General features: G+C 57.1%; 14 protein-coding genes. 6 read left to right on the top strand and 8 right to left on the bottom strand.

All coding sequences use genetic code 11. From position 1 onward, the window contains the following. Window positions 1-1096: 1096 nt before the first annotated feature. Window positions 1097-1861 (top strand): DUF3299 domain-containing protein, encoded by a 765-nt coding sequence (locus AC2FD9_RS04085; protein ID WP_282171006.1) that lies wholly within the window; start codon window positions 1097-1099, stop codon window positions 1859-1861. Between the two features lie 698 nt (window positions 1862-2559). Here the strand turns inward: AC2FD9_RS04085 and gph are convergent. Next, the gene (gene gph, locus AC2FD9_RS04090) at window positions 2560-3219 is read right to left on the bottom strand and encodes a phosphoglycolate phosphatase (protein ID WP_282121072.1); all 660 of its coding nucleotides are present in this window, start codon (window positions 3217-3219) and stop codon (window positions 2560-2562) included. Window positions 3220-3444: 225 nt separating this feature from the next. On the opposite strand from gph, the gene hemP reads away from it, so the two are divergent. Next, window positions 3445-3612, top strand: coding sequence for a hemin uptake protein HemP (gene hemP / locus AC2FD9_RS04095; protein ID WP_081894606.1), 168 nt, complete (start codon window positions 3445-3447; stop codon window positions 3610-3612). After that, complete coding sequence (locus AC2FD9_RS04100) at window positions 3609-4085, top strand: hypothetical protein (RefSeq protein ID WP_496835519.1); 477 nt, start codon at window positions 3609-3611, stop codon at window positions 4083-4085. Before hemP ends, AC2FD9_RS04100 begins: the two co-directional genes overlap by 4 nt. Before the next feature lie 51 nt (window positions 4086-4136). Here AC2FD9_RS04100 and AC2FD9_RS04105 read toward each other — a convergent pair whose 3' ends face one another. From AC2FD9_RS04105 to AC2FD9_RS04130, 6 genes are all read right to left on the bottom strand, one after another. Then, window positions 4137-7202 (bottom strand): aminotransferase class III-fold pyridoxal phosphate-dependent enzyme, encoded by a 3066-nt coding sequence (locus AC2FD9_RS04105; RefSeq protein WP_496835521.1) that lies wholly within the window; start codon window positions 7200-7202, stop codon window positions 4137-4139. A 15-nt stretch (window positions 7203-7217) separates the two neighbouring features. Further along, entirely contained in the window at window positions 7218-8090 is an 873-nt protein-coding gene (locus AC2FD9_RS04110) for an NAD(P)-dependent oxidoreductase (protein WP_496835522.1), read from the bottom strand. A 97-nt stretch (window positions 8091-8187) separates the two neighbouring features. Next, window positions 8188-8577 (bottom strand): Cu(I)-responsive transcriptional regulator, encoded by a 390-nt coding sequence (gene cueR, locus AC2FD9_RS04115; protein ID WP_496835524.1) that lies wholly within the window; start codon window positions 8575-8577, stop codon window positions 8188-8190. Further along, window positions 8574-11054, bottom strand: coding sequence for a heavy metal translocating P-type ATPase (locus tag AC2FD9_RS04120; protein WP_496835526.1), 2481 nt, complete (start codon window positions 11052-11054; stop codon window positions 8574-8576). The genes cueR and AC2FD9_RS04120 overlap by 4 nt, the downstream gene beginning before the upstream one ends. Window positions 11055-11361: 307 nt before the next feature. Then, window positions 11362-11982 (bottom strand): pyridoxamine 5'-phosphate oxidase family protein, encoded by a 621-nt coding sequence (locus AC2FD9_RS04125; RefSeq protein WP_496835528.1) that lies wholly within the window; start codon window positions 11980-11982, stop codon window positions 11362-11364. Window positions 11983-11993: 11 nt separating this feature from the next. Beyond that, complete coding sequence (locus AC2FD9_RS04130; protein ID WP_496835530.1) at window positions 11994-12458, bottom strand: nuclear transport factor 2 family protein; 465 nt, start codon at window positions 12456-12458, stop codon at window positions 11994-11996. A 301-nt stretch (window positions 12459-12759) separates the two neighbouring features. On the opposite strand from AC2FD9_RS04130, the gene AC2FD9_RS04135 reads away from it, so the two are divergent. Together AC2FD9_RS04135 and AC2FD9_RS04140 are read left to right on the top strand one after the other, a co-directional pair. Next, complete coding sequence (locus AC2FD9_RS04135) at window positions 12760-13323, top strand: TetR/AcrR family transcriptional regulator (protein WP_496733740.1); 564 nt, start codon at window positions 12760-12762, stop codon at window positions 13321-13323. Between the two features lie 126 nt (window positions 13324-13449). Beyond that, window positions 13450-14607 (top strand): acyl-CoA dehydrogenase family protein, encoded by a 1158-nt coding sequence (locus tag AC2FD9_RS04140; RefSeq protein ID WP_282121082.1) that lies wholly within the window; start codon window positions 13450-13452, stop codon window positions 14605-14607. 144 nt (window positions 14608-14751) lie between these two features. On the opposite strand, the gene AC2FD9_RS04145 is transcribed toward AC2FD9_RS04140, so the two are convergent. Then, complete coding sequence (locus tag AC2FD9_RS04145; protein WP_496835533.1) at window positions 14752-15642, bottom strand: LysR substrate-binding domain-containing protein; 891 nt, start codon at window positions 15640-15642, stop codon at window positions 14752-14754. 96 nt (window positions 15643-15738) lie between these two features. Between AC2FD9_RS04145 and AC2FD9_RS04150 the strand changes: the two genes are divergently transcribed. Continuing rightward, a complete protein-coding gene (locus AC2FD9_RS04150; protein ID WP_472722965.1) occupies window positions 15739-16905 on the top strand; it encodes a pyridoxal phosphate-dependent aminotransferase in 1167 nt (388 codons plus the stop codon). The last annotated feature ends 22 nt before the right edge of the window (window positions 16906-16927 follow it).

The following is a 16927-nucleotide window of genomic DNA, read 5'->3' on the forward strand; positions in this document are numbered from 1 at the left end:
TTTCGTCGTTCTGGGGCGCCCCTAGCGCCAGCAATCCCAACAGTTCCCCAACCAACTCAATCGCATACTTCCCTTCTGTAAGCGTTGCATCTGACCCCCTAAATGAGCACCTCATCAGCCAACAACTAGAAGTCTATGATGTCTCCAAAAGGATACAGGCATCATGAATTCTCAAGCTTTAGGTGAGCTCGCAAATGACCAGAAAGTCAAAAACGTCTTCCACGCCCACTGTTACTCAATTCCCGTTGGGAAAGACGGCCGCCGTCTGTGGACCCGAAGGTTCAAAGATTAAATGGGGCAAAAAATGAAGTCGGGCCGTTTATCTGTTGGCGAAGTTGCAAAGACATGTGGTTTCAAACATGAGACCGCCTTCAGGTGGAAAAAAACGTCCGAGAAAAAGGTTTCGGGTCCTCATTCAACACTAGAATCCAAATCTCAGCAGCCCTTTGAGGAGATTAAAGTCAGCTCACGTGAGCAAGCTGCCACAGCCGAGTCAGAAAACAACATTTTCAAGCGCAGTGGCTGCGAGGTCCTATATCCCGCCAGTCATAGGGGTCGAGATTTCAGTAAGAGCTTTCGAGAATTCATACCATGAGGCCCCTTCTATCAAGGTAAGAAGTTCAAGGGCATGTCAATTGGGGAGCTCGTATGCATTTCGTACATTTCTCGCGAGATCGCCTGCATCGTCTAAGGTGAATACTTGGATGAAAAAAATTACGAAGTTGGAAGCAACGAGAAGCTGTTCACGCGAAGGCCAAAGCTCCGACCATTCGGGTGCTATGAGGAAGATGAATTTGAAGACGGACTAAAGTACCTACCCAAGATCGGTGATATTGCTCGCTTTTGTCCTAGCAGTAAGTCGGCAGCATCTTTGAAAGCATATCTCCTGATGGCTAAGCCATTGGTAAACTCTTGAAGGAAGACTTTCCGGTTTCCCTTCCCTGGTAAAAGCTCTTCAACTCGCATCTGGATTTCTCCGGCAATTCCGGGGCGAAAAACTATCCGCTAGATCATGAAAGACGGTGTCATCTACAAAAACACGTTGGAGTGAATTATAGTGGATGCATCGAATTGGGCGATGTGACGGAATCTGTAAATGAGAACTTTGTATGGGATTGCTACTGTGGTTGCGCTGGCCCTGACCAGTCCTACCGCAATTGCGGCTCCGGGCATTGCGCTTGATTGGTCAGATCTGCCTGAACCGTCGGTTCAAGTCTATGAAGACCCATACCGGGACCTCAGTCCGGAACAATTTGACGACGTTCTTTTCGTGGTTCGAATGCGCAGCAGGCTGCAGCAGGATGTTGGAACCGCAGTGGAACGGCACGAATGGCAGAAGCTTCTGACCGAGACTGAAGACGCCCTGGTAGACAGTGGAGTTAATGTCGACTGGTTGTTGGATCAGCGGCAGGTCGTAACCGAGCGACGCAAAATGGCTGCGACCGCGGGCAATCAGAAATTCGATGGTCAGACGGTCACATTGGCCGGGTTTGCAATTCCGGCACCGGCAGATGCGGATGGCCGGCCCGTGGTCTATCTGGTGCCGGAACGGGGTATGTGCAGCCACATGCCTCCGCCGCCGCCAAACCAGATGATCCGGGTGCGTTTGAACGGGGACTGGACCCCCAGCTATTTCCACGAGCCAGTGCGGTTGACCGGAACACTGACCATTGATCCGACGGATCAAAGTATGATGGTTGTGGATGGGTTGATGCCCATGCGCGCAACCTTTCAATTGGATGCCGATAACGCCGAGACATTGGAAACCCGTGGTGACCGCCTAGAATGGACCCAAAGCGTTGCCGATCGCCTTCGCGCCGCAGGCAATCGCAAGACCGGGGGCGTTAAGACGTCCGAATGACACGGCTGTCGCTTTGTCACCCTTGTGCCCTCTGTTTACGCAGGCGGCGCTTTGGTTCAGGGGCTGTCCGGACCTTCATCCGTTGAGGCCGCGTTGGATTCCGGTGAAGGCCTGACGAATCCGTAGTACCGCTTGCACTTTCCACGCACTGACATCCCGTGATGGTTTCGTTGGAAGGATAGTTTGATCGGGTACGGGTTTTGGGTCAGTTTCGACGATCTGCCATTGACGCAATCCACGAATGCCGATTTGGGAACTGGTGATGCGGCCGGCAGATCACACCGTCTTTTTTGTTCCTCGAAAACCCATTGCTGAATCCGGCGCAATCCAGCGTCACCCTGATCGGTCTGCGAGCTCAGACCGCTTTCTGTGGAAGGGCTGACTAATTTTTGTGGCAGTTTTGGCTTGGAGTAGAGTTTTTGCCCCTCAGATGGATGATTCTTGGGGTCAGCCATGTGTCAAAACGCGAATTTTATATTTTGGGTATTTTTTGTCCTAAAAATAATAGAAATTTCAATTAGTTACATTCACCTACGGGAAACCCCCAATTCCTGAAGGTAGGGCGATTCGTTAATGTTAAATCATCCAAAGAGTTACTGCGGACAATACCACTTTTCCCCGATGAGGGGCTGGCTACTTACCCCCTCGGCCGGCCCCTCAACCGCCTTCCCAAGTCCCCCTGCCAGCAAATTTCTCCCCTATCCCTGCAATGCCTCCAGGACGAGTGCGGGTAGTTTATGCGTGTCATCGTAGCTCAACCTGTGTGGGATCTCTTCCACCGGAGTTTTTCGGTAGCCTTCCGAAAACAAAAGAAATGGCACGTTTGCACGGCGCGCAGTTTCGGCATCCACTTCGCTGTCTCCGACATAGAGCCGGGGTCCAGCGTTCGCGACCGCGTTGAAGCTTGCCTCAAGGTGCGCGGGGTCTGGTTTGCGAACGGGTAGTGTGTCGCCGCCAAACACTGTTTCGAAGTGATGCGCCAGATCCAGTGCGTCCAGAATATGACGTGCGGGTGCCTCAGGTTTGTTTGTGCATACGCCCAGAACGCAGCCCAATTCGCGCAGTTGCGTCAGAGCTTGCGGGACGCCTGGGTAAGGGATTGTTTTGTCGCTGGAGGCGGCAGAGTAATGGGCGAGTGTGAGTTCGGTCAATTCGCTATGCTGTTCGATCGGCAGGTCGTGATGGCGGATCATGCGTTCGACCAGTTTTGGCAGGCCGTTGCCCACAAATTGTTTGATCGTGCTTTCCGGCAACGGGGCGATGCCGATATCCAGCAATGTCCGGTTGGCGGCCGCTGCAATGTCCGGAAGACTGTCCACCAGCGTTCCGTCCAGGTCGAACATGATTGTTGCCGTCATCGGTTTCCCCGTCGGTTAATGCGCGTGAGTCAGACCTAACCTGCATAAAATCCTTGCGCAATCACCCCACATCCGCGGTTTCCATCGAATAGGGTTGACATACCTGACTAAATTAATCAGATTAACGGAAAGACCCCCTCAGCCAACCCAGTTCGGGTCAGCCATATTGTTGAAAGCGCGAACAAATTAAGGCCCTTCGCCCGAGAACCTACTGGAGTTGTCCTGATGAATGTGCAGACCCCGAATCCCAGCCAGTCCTATGCGGTGTCCATGCTTCCGGCACATAAGGCCGAAGATCTGACCAAGGGTGGCAACCTGGCCCATATCGAACTGGGCGATCAACTATATACCTTGCGTATCACACGCGCCGGCAAGCTGATCCTGACAAAATGAGCACGCATTCCTCGCGCGGTGGCGCTGCGGTTGGGCGTCTGTCCGACCTCAGCCCAATCGAAGCCGGTGCTGTGATGTATCTGCGATTGTGGACCGAAAGTCCCGAGGCCCGTGCGGATGCTGCAAGCGATTTCGAAATTGCGCTTGGTCTGGATCAGGGGCGGGCGGCAATGATGACGCTGGATCGTTTGTGCGGGCTGTGTGCCCTTCACGGCCGTCGCCCGTTGGTGCGGCATGGTCTTGGCTGTTCCTGCCTTGGTGCAGATGAAAACTGTTTCGCCCAGATGATTGCTGCCGCCTCGGAAGGAGCGCGTGAAGACGCGATGATGATGGCAACGCTGATCGTTCGACCAGACTTTGCCCCGGCACTGGCGTCACTGTCCGAAGAGATGGGTATGGTGCTGCGTCGGATGACTGCGTCAGTACCCTTGCCGACAACCGGGCACAAAACCTCCTCGGCCGTGCTGCATTAAGCGGCAGGCGGCTTCAAAACCCCGACTCTGGCGAGCCGGGGTTTTGTTGTTTCAGCAGCACCCGCAGCCCGCGTGATGATGATCATGATCGCAAGTCGGGGCAGGGGCAAAGTCACCGACTTCGGACAAAACCTCGCGCAGGGTCCAAAGGATCATGTCGACGTCTTCCGCCTCGATGGTTAAAGGAGGGCGGACTTTCAGGATGTTGTCCTTGGGTCCTTCGCTGCCGATCAGGATACGGTGATCGCGCATCCGGTTCTTGACGTAACTGCAGATTTCGGTGCCCTCGGATCCGTCTGGATTGATCAGCTCCACACCAAGAAACAAGCCCATGCCGCGCACGTCACCGACACAGGCGAAATCAGCCTCGATCTGACGGAGCCCATCCATCAGCTGCCCACCCATGGCACGGGCGTTATCTTGCAGGCCTTCGTCATCGACGATGTCCAGTACCTCTTTACCGATTCGGCAGGACAGGGTTGAGCCGCCAAAAGTCGAAAAGAACTCGATGCCGTTGTTGAAACTGTCGGCGATGGCTTTGGTCGTGACCAGTACGCCCAACGGATGCCCGTTTCCGATGGGTTTGCCCATGACAACGATATCCGGCAACGCACCCTGGTGTTCAAAGCCGAAATAGTAGTCACCAAGGCGACCGAGACCCGTCTGTACCTCATCAGCGATACAAACCCCGCCGGCCGCGCGGATTTTTTCGTAGACGGCTGGCAGATACCCTTTGGGTGGGATGATCTGGCCGCCAACCGAAGGGAAGGTCTCGGCGATGAAGCCAGCCAACCCTTGGCCTTTATCCTCTAGCGCGGCAATAGCCGGATCCACGAGATCGGCGAATTTCTGTGCCCGGTCAGGATCGTCGCGCTTGAATGAGCCCCGGTAGTCGTCTGCAACCTCGACCAGTTCGACCCAATCGGCCTGACCAATCCCGCCTGGTTTGTTGAACTTGTAGGCAGAGATCGCCACCGCCGCATTCGTATTGCCATGGTACCCGTGGTCAGGCGTTACGATGCCTTTGGCCCCGGTATGCGCGCGCGCCAGACGCAAGGCCAGCTCGTTGGCCTCGGTGCCCGAGTTGACGAAAAAGCACACCTTGAAATGATCCGGTAGCTTGGACAGGATTTTGTCAGCAAAGGCTGTTTGCGCCGGGTGCAGGTAGCGGGTGTTGGAATTCATCCGCTTAAGCTGATCTGCCGCGACGGCCTGAATGCGCGGATGCGCGTGGCCCACATGGGGGACGTTGTTATAGGCGTCCAGATAGGGGCGCCCCCATTCGTCGAACAGATGATGCTTCCAACCGCGGACCAGCATGACCGGATCATCATAGGTCAGGCTAAGGTTGCCACCGAAATGGTCATGCCGCCCTTGCAGGATCGCCTGCTTGTCGGTCGGGCGATAGAACACTTTGTCGTCCGGCAGGTTCAACAGCGCCGCCGGGTTCGGGCAAACGGCGTGCCACAACTCCATCTCGTCTGGGTCGCCGACACCGGGCCAGTCGTTCTGCATCCCGTCAGTTGTCAGGGCCAGTTGGAAATGCACATGCGGGGCCCAGCCGCCATTCTGCGTGGCGTCCCCCAGCCGTGCAAAGGCCGCACCCTGCGCGACCGGATCGCCCGGTTTCAGCCGGTCACAGACCTCGGGGTCGAGATGACCGTAGAGCGTATAGAACGGATCACCCTCGGGTGTTTCATGGTGCAGGATCACTACGCCGCCATAATCCAGATGCGTATCGCGGTTTTCGACTGCCTCGATCCGGCCACTCATCGGTGCATGCAAAACAGTTCCGTCAGGGGCGAATACGTCTACGGCCAAATGCACCGTTCGCCTGTCAGAGGCCTTCCACGGTCCTTTGCGGAACGCAGGCTCGGCATAGATCAGGCGCGGTTCGTTGTAATAGCCCAGCCAGAGGCCTTCTCCGAACTCTTCGCCCACGCGCGCGGCTTCGTCTAGCGGCATGTGGAACGGGTTCTGGGGCCAGGTCGAGTTTTCAACCGACAGCGATCCCATCGGAACATCGCTCAGGTCCTGCTCGAACATCTGCGCGAATTGTCCGCGATGCTCGGACAGATAGGCGTGGATGCGTTCGGCCCCGTCGGTCACCGGCAACCCGCAGGCGGCGCGCAGCCGGGCGGACATCAAGCCGCCATTCATCGTATCGTTCTCTAGGAAGCGCCACGCAGGGGCCTGACTGATAGTTACATAAGGATCGTCCGGATTGTCCGCGGCCATCAAGGTCGAGTTCACCACGGACACGGCCAGCCGCATCCGCAGCAGCGGCCAGATCAGATCGACCTCGTCAGCACGCAGGCGATTGGCGGCGTGATAACCACGCACCAACGCCGTCAATGCCCGCTCGGGTTTTGGGTGGTCCAGAACGATATACGCCCCGGCAATTGCCAGATCGCAGATACGCGGTGCGGCGCACATATCACCAAGATCGATCAAGCCAGAGACGGTTTGCCGCTGACCCAGTTCACCGTCGACCAATATGTTGTAGTCGTTGGCATCATTGTGGATGGCTTGTTTTGACAATCCAGCCAGAGGGCCCGAGATGGCATCGAATTCAACGCAAATCTCTGACAACATCGCCCGCCGTGCAGGATCGGCAATGGCATCCAGCTTGTCCGAAATCCAGCCCGCTTGTGTCAGATCCCATTTGAATTCCGTGCGGTGCAGCCCGTCATGGGTAAACCGTTCCATTGCCCGGTCGGTTGCCCCCAGAATGCGGCCCAGTTTCAGGATCAGTTCTTCGGATTTCGGCGCAGCCTTGGCATAGCATTGGCCGGGCAGGCATTCGAGCAACCAAACCAGTCGGAGCTGCCCATCTTGATCAGAGATTTCCGGCAGCAGCGCACCGTTGATATCCGGAAAAACACTGGGAAAGGGCAGTCCCGGCGCCTCGGCGGCGATGTGTTTCAGCGCCTTGATCTGCAGGTCAATGAACTCTGCCTCGCAATCCGCACGCATGACTTTCAGCACGTAGTCCTGACCATTGGTGGCCTTGACCAGAAAGTTGAGGTCATATTCGCCGTCCAGCCGGTTCAGTTTGGTCTCAAGCCCCCAATGGGTGCGCAGGGCGCGGGCCCAGAATTCGGTCAACTCGGTCATCAGTGCGACGGTCCTTTAATCCAGCGCGCGCAGGCGTTTGATCAGCGAGGATGTGTCCCAGCGTCCGCCGCCCAGTTTCTGAACGTCTTTGTAAAACTGATCGACCAGAGCGGTCACAGGCAGTGAAGCCCCTGTTTCATTGGCCGTATCCAGACAGATGCCAAGATCCTTACGCATCCAGTCCACCGCAAACCCATGTTCGAAATGGTCATCCAGCATTGTCTCATATCGGTTTGCCATCTGCCAACTGCCTGCCGCGCCCTGACTGATAACTTCAACGACTGCGCGGCCATCAAGGCCCGCCTTCTCGGCAAAGTGCAGCGCTTCGCTGAGGCCCTGCACCAGACCGGCAATAGCGATCTGGTTGCACATCTTGGTCATCTGACCTGCACCGCTGTCGCCGATACGACGGCATATCTTGGAATAGACCTGCATAATCGGTTCAGCCGCGTCATACGCCGCCTGATCCCCACCGCACATAATCGACAGAACCGCATTTTCTGCCCCTGCCTGACCGCCCGAGATCGGAGCGTCCACAAAAGCGATGCCTTTTGTTTGCCCAGCTTCGTACAACTCGCGTGTCACACTGGCCGAAACAGTGGTGTGATCAACAAAGGTCGCCCTATTGGACATGCCGCTGAATGCGCCGTCTTCACCTGTACAAACCATCCGTAGGTCGTCGTCGTTACCGACACAGGCCATGACGAAATCTACACCCTGCGCGGCCTCTCGGGGCGTCGTCGCCATGGCGCCACCATGTTGCGCGACCCAAGCTTCGGCCTTAGTGGCGGTGCGGTTGTAAACGGTCACCTCATGACCTGCGGCCTGCAAGTGACCGGCCATGGGGTATCCCATGACGCCCAGACCCAGAAACGCGACTTTTGCCATTTGGAGATCCTCTCTGCTGTCCGGTACCCGTTTCTTTCAGCGGGCCGGATTGTTTAGCAGAGACAAAGCAAAGCTGCGCCCAAAGGGCAACCCCGCGTCACGCTTTGCCACCCAAATCCTGCAGGATCGGGCAATCGGGTCTGTCGTCCCCTGCGCAAGCGTTGATCAGATGGCTCAGAGTGTCCCGCATGGCGTTCAGGTCAGCGATCTTGGCTTCGATCTGAGCCATATGCGCGCGGGCCACCTTTTTGACATCGGCGCTGGCACGGGTTTCGTCCTCGTACAATGCCATCAGCGTCCGGCAATCCTCGATCGTGAATCCTAAGGCGCGGGCGCGACCCAGGAAATTTAACTTGTGCACGTCCTGACTGCGAAACCTGCGGTATCCGTTGTCATCGCGCAGGGGCTTTACCAGGCCGATTTCTTCGTAATACCGGATCGTCTTGGCGGGTAGGCCGGTCTGGTTTGAAACATCGCCGATATTCATGAGGTCACCGTTTGCGTTGCATGGCCTTGCGGGGTGTCAGGCAGGCTGGCCCGGACGCGTCGCAAACGCAGCGCATTCGAGACCACGAAAACACTGGACAATGCCATGGCCCCAGCGGCAAGCGCTGGGGACAGCAGATGGCCGCCAAAGGGGTAAAGAACCCCAGCGGCAACCGGAATAAGCAAGATGTTATAGCCGAACGCCCAACCCAGGTTCTGCTTGATGTTGCGCATGGTTCTGCGGCTGATCTCGACCGCGTTTGCGACGCCGCGCAGATCGCCCGACATCAGCACGACATCCGCAGTTTCAATCGCTACGTCTGTGCCGGTTCCGATGGCGATGCCGATATCCGCCGAAGCCAGTGCCGGGGCATCGTTGATGCCATCCCCGACAAAGGCCAGTGCACCAAACGTGTCGCGCAGCGCATTGATCGCGGCAAGCTTACCATCGGGCAGTACCTCGGCCGTGACATGATCTATGCCCAGCTTGTCCGCCAGAGCCTGCGCCGTCCGGGCGTTGTCGCCTGTCACCATCGCCAACGTTAGCCCCATTTCGTGCAACCGCCCTAGCGCCTGCACAGTGCCGGGCTTGATCGGGTCCGCGACCGCAAGCATTGCAGCGGCCTGACCGTCGATCGCTATAAACAAAGGGGTTGCGCCCTCTTCGGCGCGCTGGTTGGCCTCGGCCATCAGGTCCGTGACGGTTATGTCGTTCTGCTCCATCAATCTGGCCGAACCGATCAGCAACTTATGCCCCTCGACCACAGCCCGAACTCCCAGCCCTGTGAGAGACTCAAATTCTGATACCTTGGGCAATTCAGATGGTCCGGCACGAGTGATGGCAGTGGCAACGGGATGCTCTGACCTTGCCTCGACGGCGGCGGCCAAACGCAGAACACTGTCGCGGTCAAAGCCGTTTGCAGTCGTAACACTCTCCAGTTCCGGCCGGCCCAGCGTCAGTGTCCCGGTCTTGTCCAGCGCGACCACCTTGGCTTGCTGCAACTGCTGCAACGCATCGCCTTTGCGGAACAGCACACCCAATTCTGCCGCGCGGCCGGTGCCGACCATGATCGAGGTTGGTGTCGCAAGGCCCATGGCGCAGGGGCAGGCGATAATCAGAACTGAGACACCGGCGACCAGCGCCAATGGCAATGCCGGTTCCGGGCCGACGAACATCCAAATGGCGATCGTCAGCAGCGCAACAGCCATTACAACGGGCACAAATCGCGCAGTAATCCGGTCGACCAGCCCTTGGATCGGCAGCTTCGCCCCCTGCGCCTGTTCGACCATGTGGATCACCTGCGCCAACACCGTATCGGCACCAACGCGCGTTGCGCGTACCCGCAGCGCTCCGGTGCCATTCACCGTACCACCAACGACTTGATCCGATGGCGACTTGCCCACCGGCACCGGTTCGCCCGTGATCATGCTTTCATCCACATAAGAGGTGCCGTCCAGAACCTCGGCATCCACGGGAACTCGTTCGCCCGGGCGGATCTGCAGGGTATCGCCTACTGTTATGTCGGCGATGGGGCGTTCAATGAAATTTCCGTCCTGTTCGACCCGCGCTGTTTTGGGCTGCAGCCCAACCAGCTTGCGGATCGCGGCCCCGGTCCGACCTTTGGCCCGCGCTTCCATGACCCGGCCCAGCAGTATGAGAACCACGATGACAGAGGCGGCCTCGAAATACACATTGGCGCTACCCTGCGGCAGGATCTGCGGGGCGAAGGTTGCAGTGACGGAAAACAAATAGGCAGCCCCCGTTCCTAAGGCGACCAGCGCGTTCATATCGGGCGATCCGCGCATCAGTGACGGAATACCTTTGGCGTAGAACACGCGCCCGGGGCCAATCAGAATGGCCGAGGTCAGTGCGAACTGGATGAGGTGGCTGGTTTGCGTGCCGATCGTGGCCTGGACCCAATGGTGGAAGGCCGGGATCATATGCCCGCCCATTTCCAGAATGAATACAGGCAGTGCCAATACCGCTGCGAAGATCGTCGTGCGGGTCATCGCATGCGCTTCGTCGGATTTCGTGTGGTCTGTTTGGTCAGCCGTCATGCTGTCTGCCACGCGCGCAGGGTATCCTACGGCCTCAGACAAACCGGCCAGCTTTTGCGGGTCGGTGGCCCCGCCGATAAACGTGACCACAGCGGTTTCGGTCGCAAGATTGACTTGTGCGTCGACGACCGCAGGATCAGCGGTCAGCGCGTTCTCGATCTTTGCCACGCACGAGGCGCAGGTCATCCCGTCAATTTTCAGGGTCGTCTGCTTGCTGGCCGCCGGGTACCCGGCGTTGCTCAGGGCGTCAGTCAGTGCGTTGATCGGCCCGGTATGTGTGACCTGCGCCGTTTCGGTCGCAAAGTTGACCGAGGCGTCGGTCACTTCTGGCACCGATTGCAATGCGGCTTCTACACGCCCCACGCAGGACGCGCAGGACATGCCCGAGATTTTGAGTTGTGTTGTTTGCGGCGTAGCCATGCGACTCGTCCCGATGTGTTGTCTGCCCTCCAAATGGGGGTTCCAGTCACGGGAAGGTCAAGAGGTATCGCGGATTTTCTTTTTTGCAACCCGCGCGTCGGCGTCACCTGTTCGCAAACATTTCTAGCAAGAGAGAGTTGTAGGTATCCGGTGGCGGCGATCTGACGGCCTCGGGGGAGGCAAAGAACGCAAGAGACATTGCGGCCGTGGTCAGCGCAATGCCTACAAGAATGAAACCGGCCGTATTCAATGAAGATCGCGACATGGGCAAAGTCCTGGTTCGAGAGGTTCATCAGGCGCTGTTGGGTCAGGACTGTTTTGCCAGCTCTTGCTTCAACCTGTCATTTTCGGCCTGAAGTTGCGCCAATTGCTGCCCTAGCGAATTCAGATGTGGGCGAAGCTCGGCCTCGGTAAAGCGGGGCGTGATGTGGCGCGGGCAGTTCCAGTCCAGCGCTTCGACCCGGATGATGACGGCGCGTTCAGCCGGGGCATCGGCACCGTCAGGATATAGGCTGGTCGTGGCATCTTCGCCCTCGGTGAACGCGACCCGGCCAAGGATTTTCAGGCGCCGCCGATTGGCGTAATCCATCAGGATCATTGCAACCCGGTCATTTCCATCCAGATTACCGCGCGAGATATACTGCTTGTTGCCCGAAAAGTCGGCATAACCGATTGTCTGCGGTCCCAGAACTTTGAGAAACCCGGTCGGTCCGCCACGGTATTGCACATATGGCCAACCCGTTTCGGACACGGTGGACTGATAGAACCCGTCCCGCGCTTCGATAAAGGCCTTTTCAGGCTCGCCGATTACGTGGCCTTGCTGCGGGCCACTTTCGATGAATTTGGCATAGGTCTTGGCAGACCCCATCCGTTCCTGATGGGCGCGGACGGCAGGGGTGAAGGTCAGTTCGGAAAAGGCACGAGGCATGAGATGTCCTTTCAAAGTCCCAGATCGGACAGGCCGGGGTGATCGTCGGGGCGGGGGCCTTGCGGCCAGAAAAACAGACGTTCGGTTTCTGCAATCGGCAGGTCGTTCAGCGATGCGTGGCGTTCGGCCATTCGACCATCTTCGGCAAACCGCCAGTTTTCGTTGCCATAAGACCGGAACCACTGACCGCTGTCGTCACGCCATTCATATGCATAACGAACCGCAATGCGGTCACCGGAAAAGGCCCACAGCTCTTTGATCAACTGATAGTCCAGTTCCTTGTGCCACTTGCGTGTCAGAAAGGCATGGATGTCTGCATGGCCGCTAAGGAATTCTGCCCGATTTCTCCACTGGCTGTCTTCGGTATAGGCCGGGGTCACGACGTCCGCATCACGGCTGTTCCAGGCGTTTTCCGCCAATCGCACTTTTTGCGTTGCGGTTTCCAGGGTGAACGGGGGCAGAGGAGGACGGTTCATGCGCTGGTCTTTCAGGTCAGAGAAGCCGCCATCAAGGCGATAGTCAAGAGAAGGGGGATGTACTGGTGCGAGAGAGGTCTGGTGCGGGGTCTCAAATGTTCGCTCCTGAGTTTACTGATCGGTACACTGTGCCTTGAATGTGTACAGATCGGTAACCTTTTTCAAGTGTTGAGTTGGTTTTTTTTGAACCCACATTTTCGTCTCCTAAGGGGAGTATGTAAAAACAGAAGGTTAGGCTGTGTCTGTTGCAGCCATCGCTGCGGCGCACTATGTACCGATCAGTACATACAGGAGCTGACAGATGCGCCCGAACAAACGTGACGAGCTGGTCCGCAAGGCATTGCAGGTCTTCTATCGTGACGGATTTCACGTCACCGGCATGGACAAGTTAGTGGTCGAGACGGGCGTGTCGAAAACGTCGATGTACAAACATTTCCGTACCAAGGAAGAGCTGATCCTGGCGGCTTTACAGTTGCGGGATGAGAACTTTCGCAAATGGTTCCTGCAGCGGGTAGATGAGCTAGCCGATACACCGGCCGAACGGCTGATCGCCAGTTTCGATGTGCTGGGCGAATGGTTCCTGGAGGACAGCTTTCGCGGATGCATGTTCATCAAAGCGGGCGCAGAGTATCAGGAACAAGATCACCCGATCCATGTGCAGGCAGCCGAACACAAGCATCTGATGCTCGAATTTCTCACCAATTTGGCCCGCCAGGCAGGCGCACGTGATCCCGAGGCATTGGGATGCCAGCTGCTGCTCTTGCAAGAGGGCGCAATCGTAACGGCCGTCCTGGTAAAAAGCTGCGATCCTGCGCGAGATGCAAAGGCAGCGGCACAGGTTCTGCTGGATAATGCCCTGGCTTGACTAGGTTTAAACCTGTGAACGTAAGGTCTTGTGCGAAAAAGACGTTGCGTAGCAATCCGGTGGATGGGTTGGTTTGCGCGATGCCCAACGCTACCCTTATCGAAATTCGATTTGGGAGAAGCCTACATGTCGCTATTCAAGCCAACCGCCAACTGGGTCACTGACGAACATCAGATGTTTGCCGAAATGGCAAACCGGTTCATGGACGACGAACTTGTGCCCAATATCGAACGCTGGAACCAAAACGGCATGGTCGATCGCGAATTCTGGAACAAGGCCGGGGACATGGGGCTGATGGCCGGCGCTATTGCTGAGGAATATGGTGGCGTTGGCGGCGGGATTGGGTTCGACGCGGTCACGATGTACGGGCAAGCCGCACGCGGTGACTCGGGTTGGGGTTTTGGAATTCAGTCGATTGTTGTCCATTACCTGAACGCCTATGGCAGCGAGGATCAAAAGCACAAATGGCTGCCCCGTTTGGCATCCGGTGAAATGGTTGGTGCTTTGGCTATGACTGAGCCGGGAACAGGTTCGGACGTTCAGTCCGTTCGCACTACGGCAGACAAGGACGGAAATTCCTATCGCCTGAACGGATCCAAGATCTTTATCACCAACGGACAATCCGCCGATTTGATCCTGGTGGCCGCAAAGACGGATAAATCGCAAGGATCTAAGGGCGTATCGCTGATCGCAGTAGAAACCGAAGGCGCAGAAGGATTTCGCCGGGGCCGTAACCTCAAGAAACTGGGGATGAAGGCCAACGATACGGCCGAGCTGTTCTTTGAAGACGTCAAGGTTCCGATGACGAACCTGATCGGACCTGAGGAAGGTCAGGGCTTCTATCAGATGATGAAGCAATTGCCGTGGGAACGCCTGACCATCGGTATCATGGCGCTGGGCGCGATCGACTTCGCGATTGCCGAAACTGTACGCTATACGCAGGATCGCAAGGCCTTTGGCCAACGCGTTATGGACTTTCAGAACACGCGTTTCAAACTGGCTGAGTGCAAAACCAAAGCCGAAGTTCTGCGCAGTTTCGTCAATGACTGCATCGCACAACTCGAGGCTGGTACATTAGATGCGGCGACGGCTTCTATGGTGAAATACTGGGGTTCAGAAGTGCAGAACGAGATCATGCACGAATGCCTTCAGTTGTTCGGTGGTTACGGGTTCATGATGGAATACCCGATTGCACGGCTTTATGCAGATGCGCGGGTGCAGATGATCTACGGCGGCACCAACGAGATCATGAAGGAACTGATCGCCCGTTCTCTGGACAAGTAACGCACCCAAAGGGCTCCCGCCTGTCGCCAACGTTTCTGGAAAACGTCTCATCCCGTTGGGTCGGGCAGGTGCGGGCGCAGCCCGCACCTGCCCGACCTCTCTGCTGTCCGCAGGACGCAAAGCCGGAGGCTGCGAAGTTTTGGATCAGAATGGGCCAACCTGACCTTGCAGCCATATCCGAAATGACCGTAGCGGTTCGGATTCCGGTCGAGTCTGTGGCCAGACCAGAAAGAATTGCCCAAGGCTGATATGGGGCCCTTTCCATGCTGGAACCAATCTTTTGGTTTTCAGTTCGTCTTCGATCAGATAGCTGGGCAATAGCGCCGCTCCCAGCCCGTGAATCGTGGCCTGCACCATGGTCGAGAACTGATCGAACAGCATTCCCCGCATCCCTGATACGTCACGCCCTTGTGCCGCAAACCATCGCTCCCAAGCGTCCGGTCGCGTCTCTAGATGTAGCAATGGGGCCGTCATCAGCCAGCCCAAGTCCTGCTCCTGATCGGGCAACAGGCCCTGCGCGCAGACCGGAACCACATCTTCACGCATGATCGGCAGGTAGTTGACGCCCGGCCAGTTCTTTTGGCCGAAGTGGATGGCGGCATCAAAATGTTCGGTCTCGAAATCAAACGGCTTGAGGCATGTGCTCAGGTTTACGGTCACTTCGGGGTGGCGACGGGCAAAATCCTGCAGGCGCGGCGCCAGCCAGTGCATTCCAAAGGCGGGCAGGATGGACAGGTTCAGCGACCCGCCTGTTGGGTTGGCCTTCAGTTTCAGTGACGCTTGCGCAATTTGGTTTAGCGCTGTGCGCGCCACCTGAACATAATCTTTCGCGGCGGGGGTCAGGTGCAATCGCATCTGGTTTCGCTGAATGAGCGCGACGCCCAGTTGGTCCTCCATGGACTTCAACTGTCGGCTGATCGCGCTTTGGGTCAATGACAGCTCCTCGGCTGCAGCCGAGGCGCTGCCGAGGCGATCAACCGCCTCCAGTGCCAGAAGTGAGGGGATCGAGGGTAGAAACCGACGGGGCGCAATCATATTACAAATCCTCATACCTTTCACACGGAATATCACTGGCAATTGCCGTGCACCAGCCCGATACAGAGGCGTGGAATCCAATGTGGATGTGGATCAATGACCCTAACGACCAGTATTCAAGAGTTTCAGCCCGCCGATCGGCTGGACGGTATTGAGCTGTCAGAGATCGTTCGCATTTCCGAACAGGCCGCGCGCCTTCGGGCGCAGGGTGTCGACGTGATTGCGCTCAGCACTGGCGAGCCTGATTTCCCAACGCCGTCGCATGTTGTTGAGGCGGCCCACCGCGCAGCTATTGACGGGCAGACGCGATACCCCGCAACGGCAGGAACGCCCACTTTGCGATCAGCGATCGCGACTGAGGCTGGCGCGCATCCCGAGAACGTAGTCGTTTCGACGGGTGCCAAGCAGGTTTTGTCCTGCGCAATGATGGCAACTCTGAACCCCGGCGATGAAGTGATTATGGCTGCGCCATTCTGGACAAGCTATGCGGATATGGTCAGTTTGGCTGGCGGTGTCCCCGTAGTCGTCAGCTGTCCGGCGACGCAGAAATTCAAACTGACGCCGGATCAATTGGAAGCCGCGATCACCCCGCGCTCGCGTTGGCTGCTGCTGAATTCCCCGTCCAATCCAACTGGCGCGGTCTATTCCAAGGCGGAATTGCAGGCGCTGGGCGCGGTATTGCAAAACTATCCTCAAGTCTGGGTGATTTCTGACGAGATTTATCAACACCTGTCTTTTGTGCCTTTCACGCCCTTTGTGCAGGCCGTTCCCGAATTAGCGGAACGAACGTTGATCGTAAACGGCGTGTCCAAGGCCTATTCCATGACAGGCTGGCGCATCGGGTGGGGAATTGGCCCTGCTGAGTTGATCAAGGCGATGGTGGCTGTGCAGGGGCAAATCACGTCGGGGGCGTGTTCGATTGCCCAAGCTGCAGCATTGGAGGCCATCACCGGGCCGCAAGGCTTGCTGGCAGAACGCCGTCGGGCAATGCGAGCGCGCCGCGATCTCGTCGCCGAAGGGCTAAACGCCGCTGGTCTGGAATGTGCCGTGCCGGATGGCGCGTTTTACGTCTTTCCCAAAACTCATGCGAAAATGGCCACAGACCATGAATTCTGTCGCTTTCTGCTGGATGAGGCGGGTGTGGCGCTGGTGCCAGGGCGTGCGTTTGGGATGCCGGGGCATTTGCGGCTTTCTTTTGCCTATGCCACTGAAAGCCTGCAAGAAGGTATGCGCCGTATCGCGGACGCTACCGACAAGTTGTAACCAATAAGACCGGAAGACACCC

Source organism: Ruegeria sp. YTSC230 (genome assembly GCF_059609665.1).

Bases quoted from the DNA above. Each gene is read 5' to 3' on its own strand.
- AC2FD9_RS04120 (WP_496835526.1), bottom strand. From the start codon at position 11,054: ATGGCTACGCCGCAAACAACACAACTCAAAATCTCGGGCATGTCCTGC.
- AC2FD9_RS04140 (WP_282121082.1), top strand. From the start codon at position 13,450: ATGTCGCTATTCAAGCCAACCGCCAACTGGGTCACTGACGAACATCAG.
- cueR (WP_496835524.1), bottom strand. From the start codon at position 8,577: ATGAATATCGGCGATGTTTCAAACCAGACCGGCCTACCCGCCAAGACG.
- AC2FD9_RS04130 (WP_496835530.1), bottom strand. From the start codon at position 12,458: ATGAACCGTCCTCCTCTGCCCCCGTTCACCCTGGAAACCGCAACGCAA.
- AC2FD9_RS04110 (WP_496835522.1), bottom strand. From the start codon at position 8,090: ATGGCAAAAGTCGCGTTTCTGGGTCTGGGCGTCATGGGATACCCCATG.
- AC2FD9_RS04105 (WP_496835521.1), bottom strand. From the start codon at position 7,202: ATGACCGAGTTGACCGAATTCTGGGCCCGCGCCCTGCGCACCCATTGG.
- gph (WP_282121072.1), bottom strand. From the start codon at position 3,219: ATGACGGCAACAATCATGTTCGACCTGGACGGAACGCTGGTGGACAGT.
- AC2FD9_RS04085 (WP_282171006.1), top strand. From the start codon at position 1,097: ATGAGAACTTTGTATGGGATTGCTACTGTGGTTGCGCTGGCCCTGACC.
- AC2FD9_RS04145 (WP_496835533.1), bottom strand. From the start codon at position 15,642: ATGATTGCGCCCCGTCGGTTTCTACCCTCGATCCCCTCACTTCTGGCA.
- AC2FD9_RS04125 (WP_496835528.1), bottom strand. From the start codon at position 11,982: ATGCCTCGTGCCTTTTCCGAACTGACCTTCACCCCTGCCGTCCGCGCC.
- AC2FD9_RS04150 (WP_472722965.1), top strand. From the start codon at position 15,739: ATGACCCTAACGACCAGTATTCAAGAGTTTCAGCCCGCCGATCGGCTG.
- AC2FD9_RS04100 (WP_496835519.1), top strand. From the start codon at position 3,609: ATGAGCACGCATTCCTCGCGCGGTGGCGCTGCGGTTGGGCGTCTGTCC.
- hemP (WP_081894606.1), top strand. From the start codon at position 3,445: ATGAATGTGCAGACCCCGAATCCCAGCCAGTCCTATGCGGTGTCCATG.
- AC2FD9_RS04135 (WP_496733740.1), top strand. From the start codon at position 12,760: ATGCGCCCGAACAAACGTGACGAGCTGGTCCGCAAGGCATTGCAGGTC.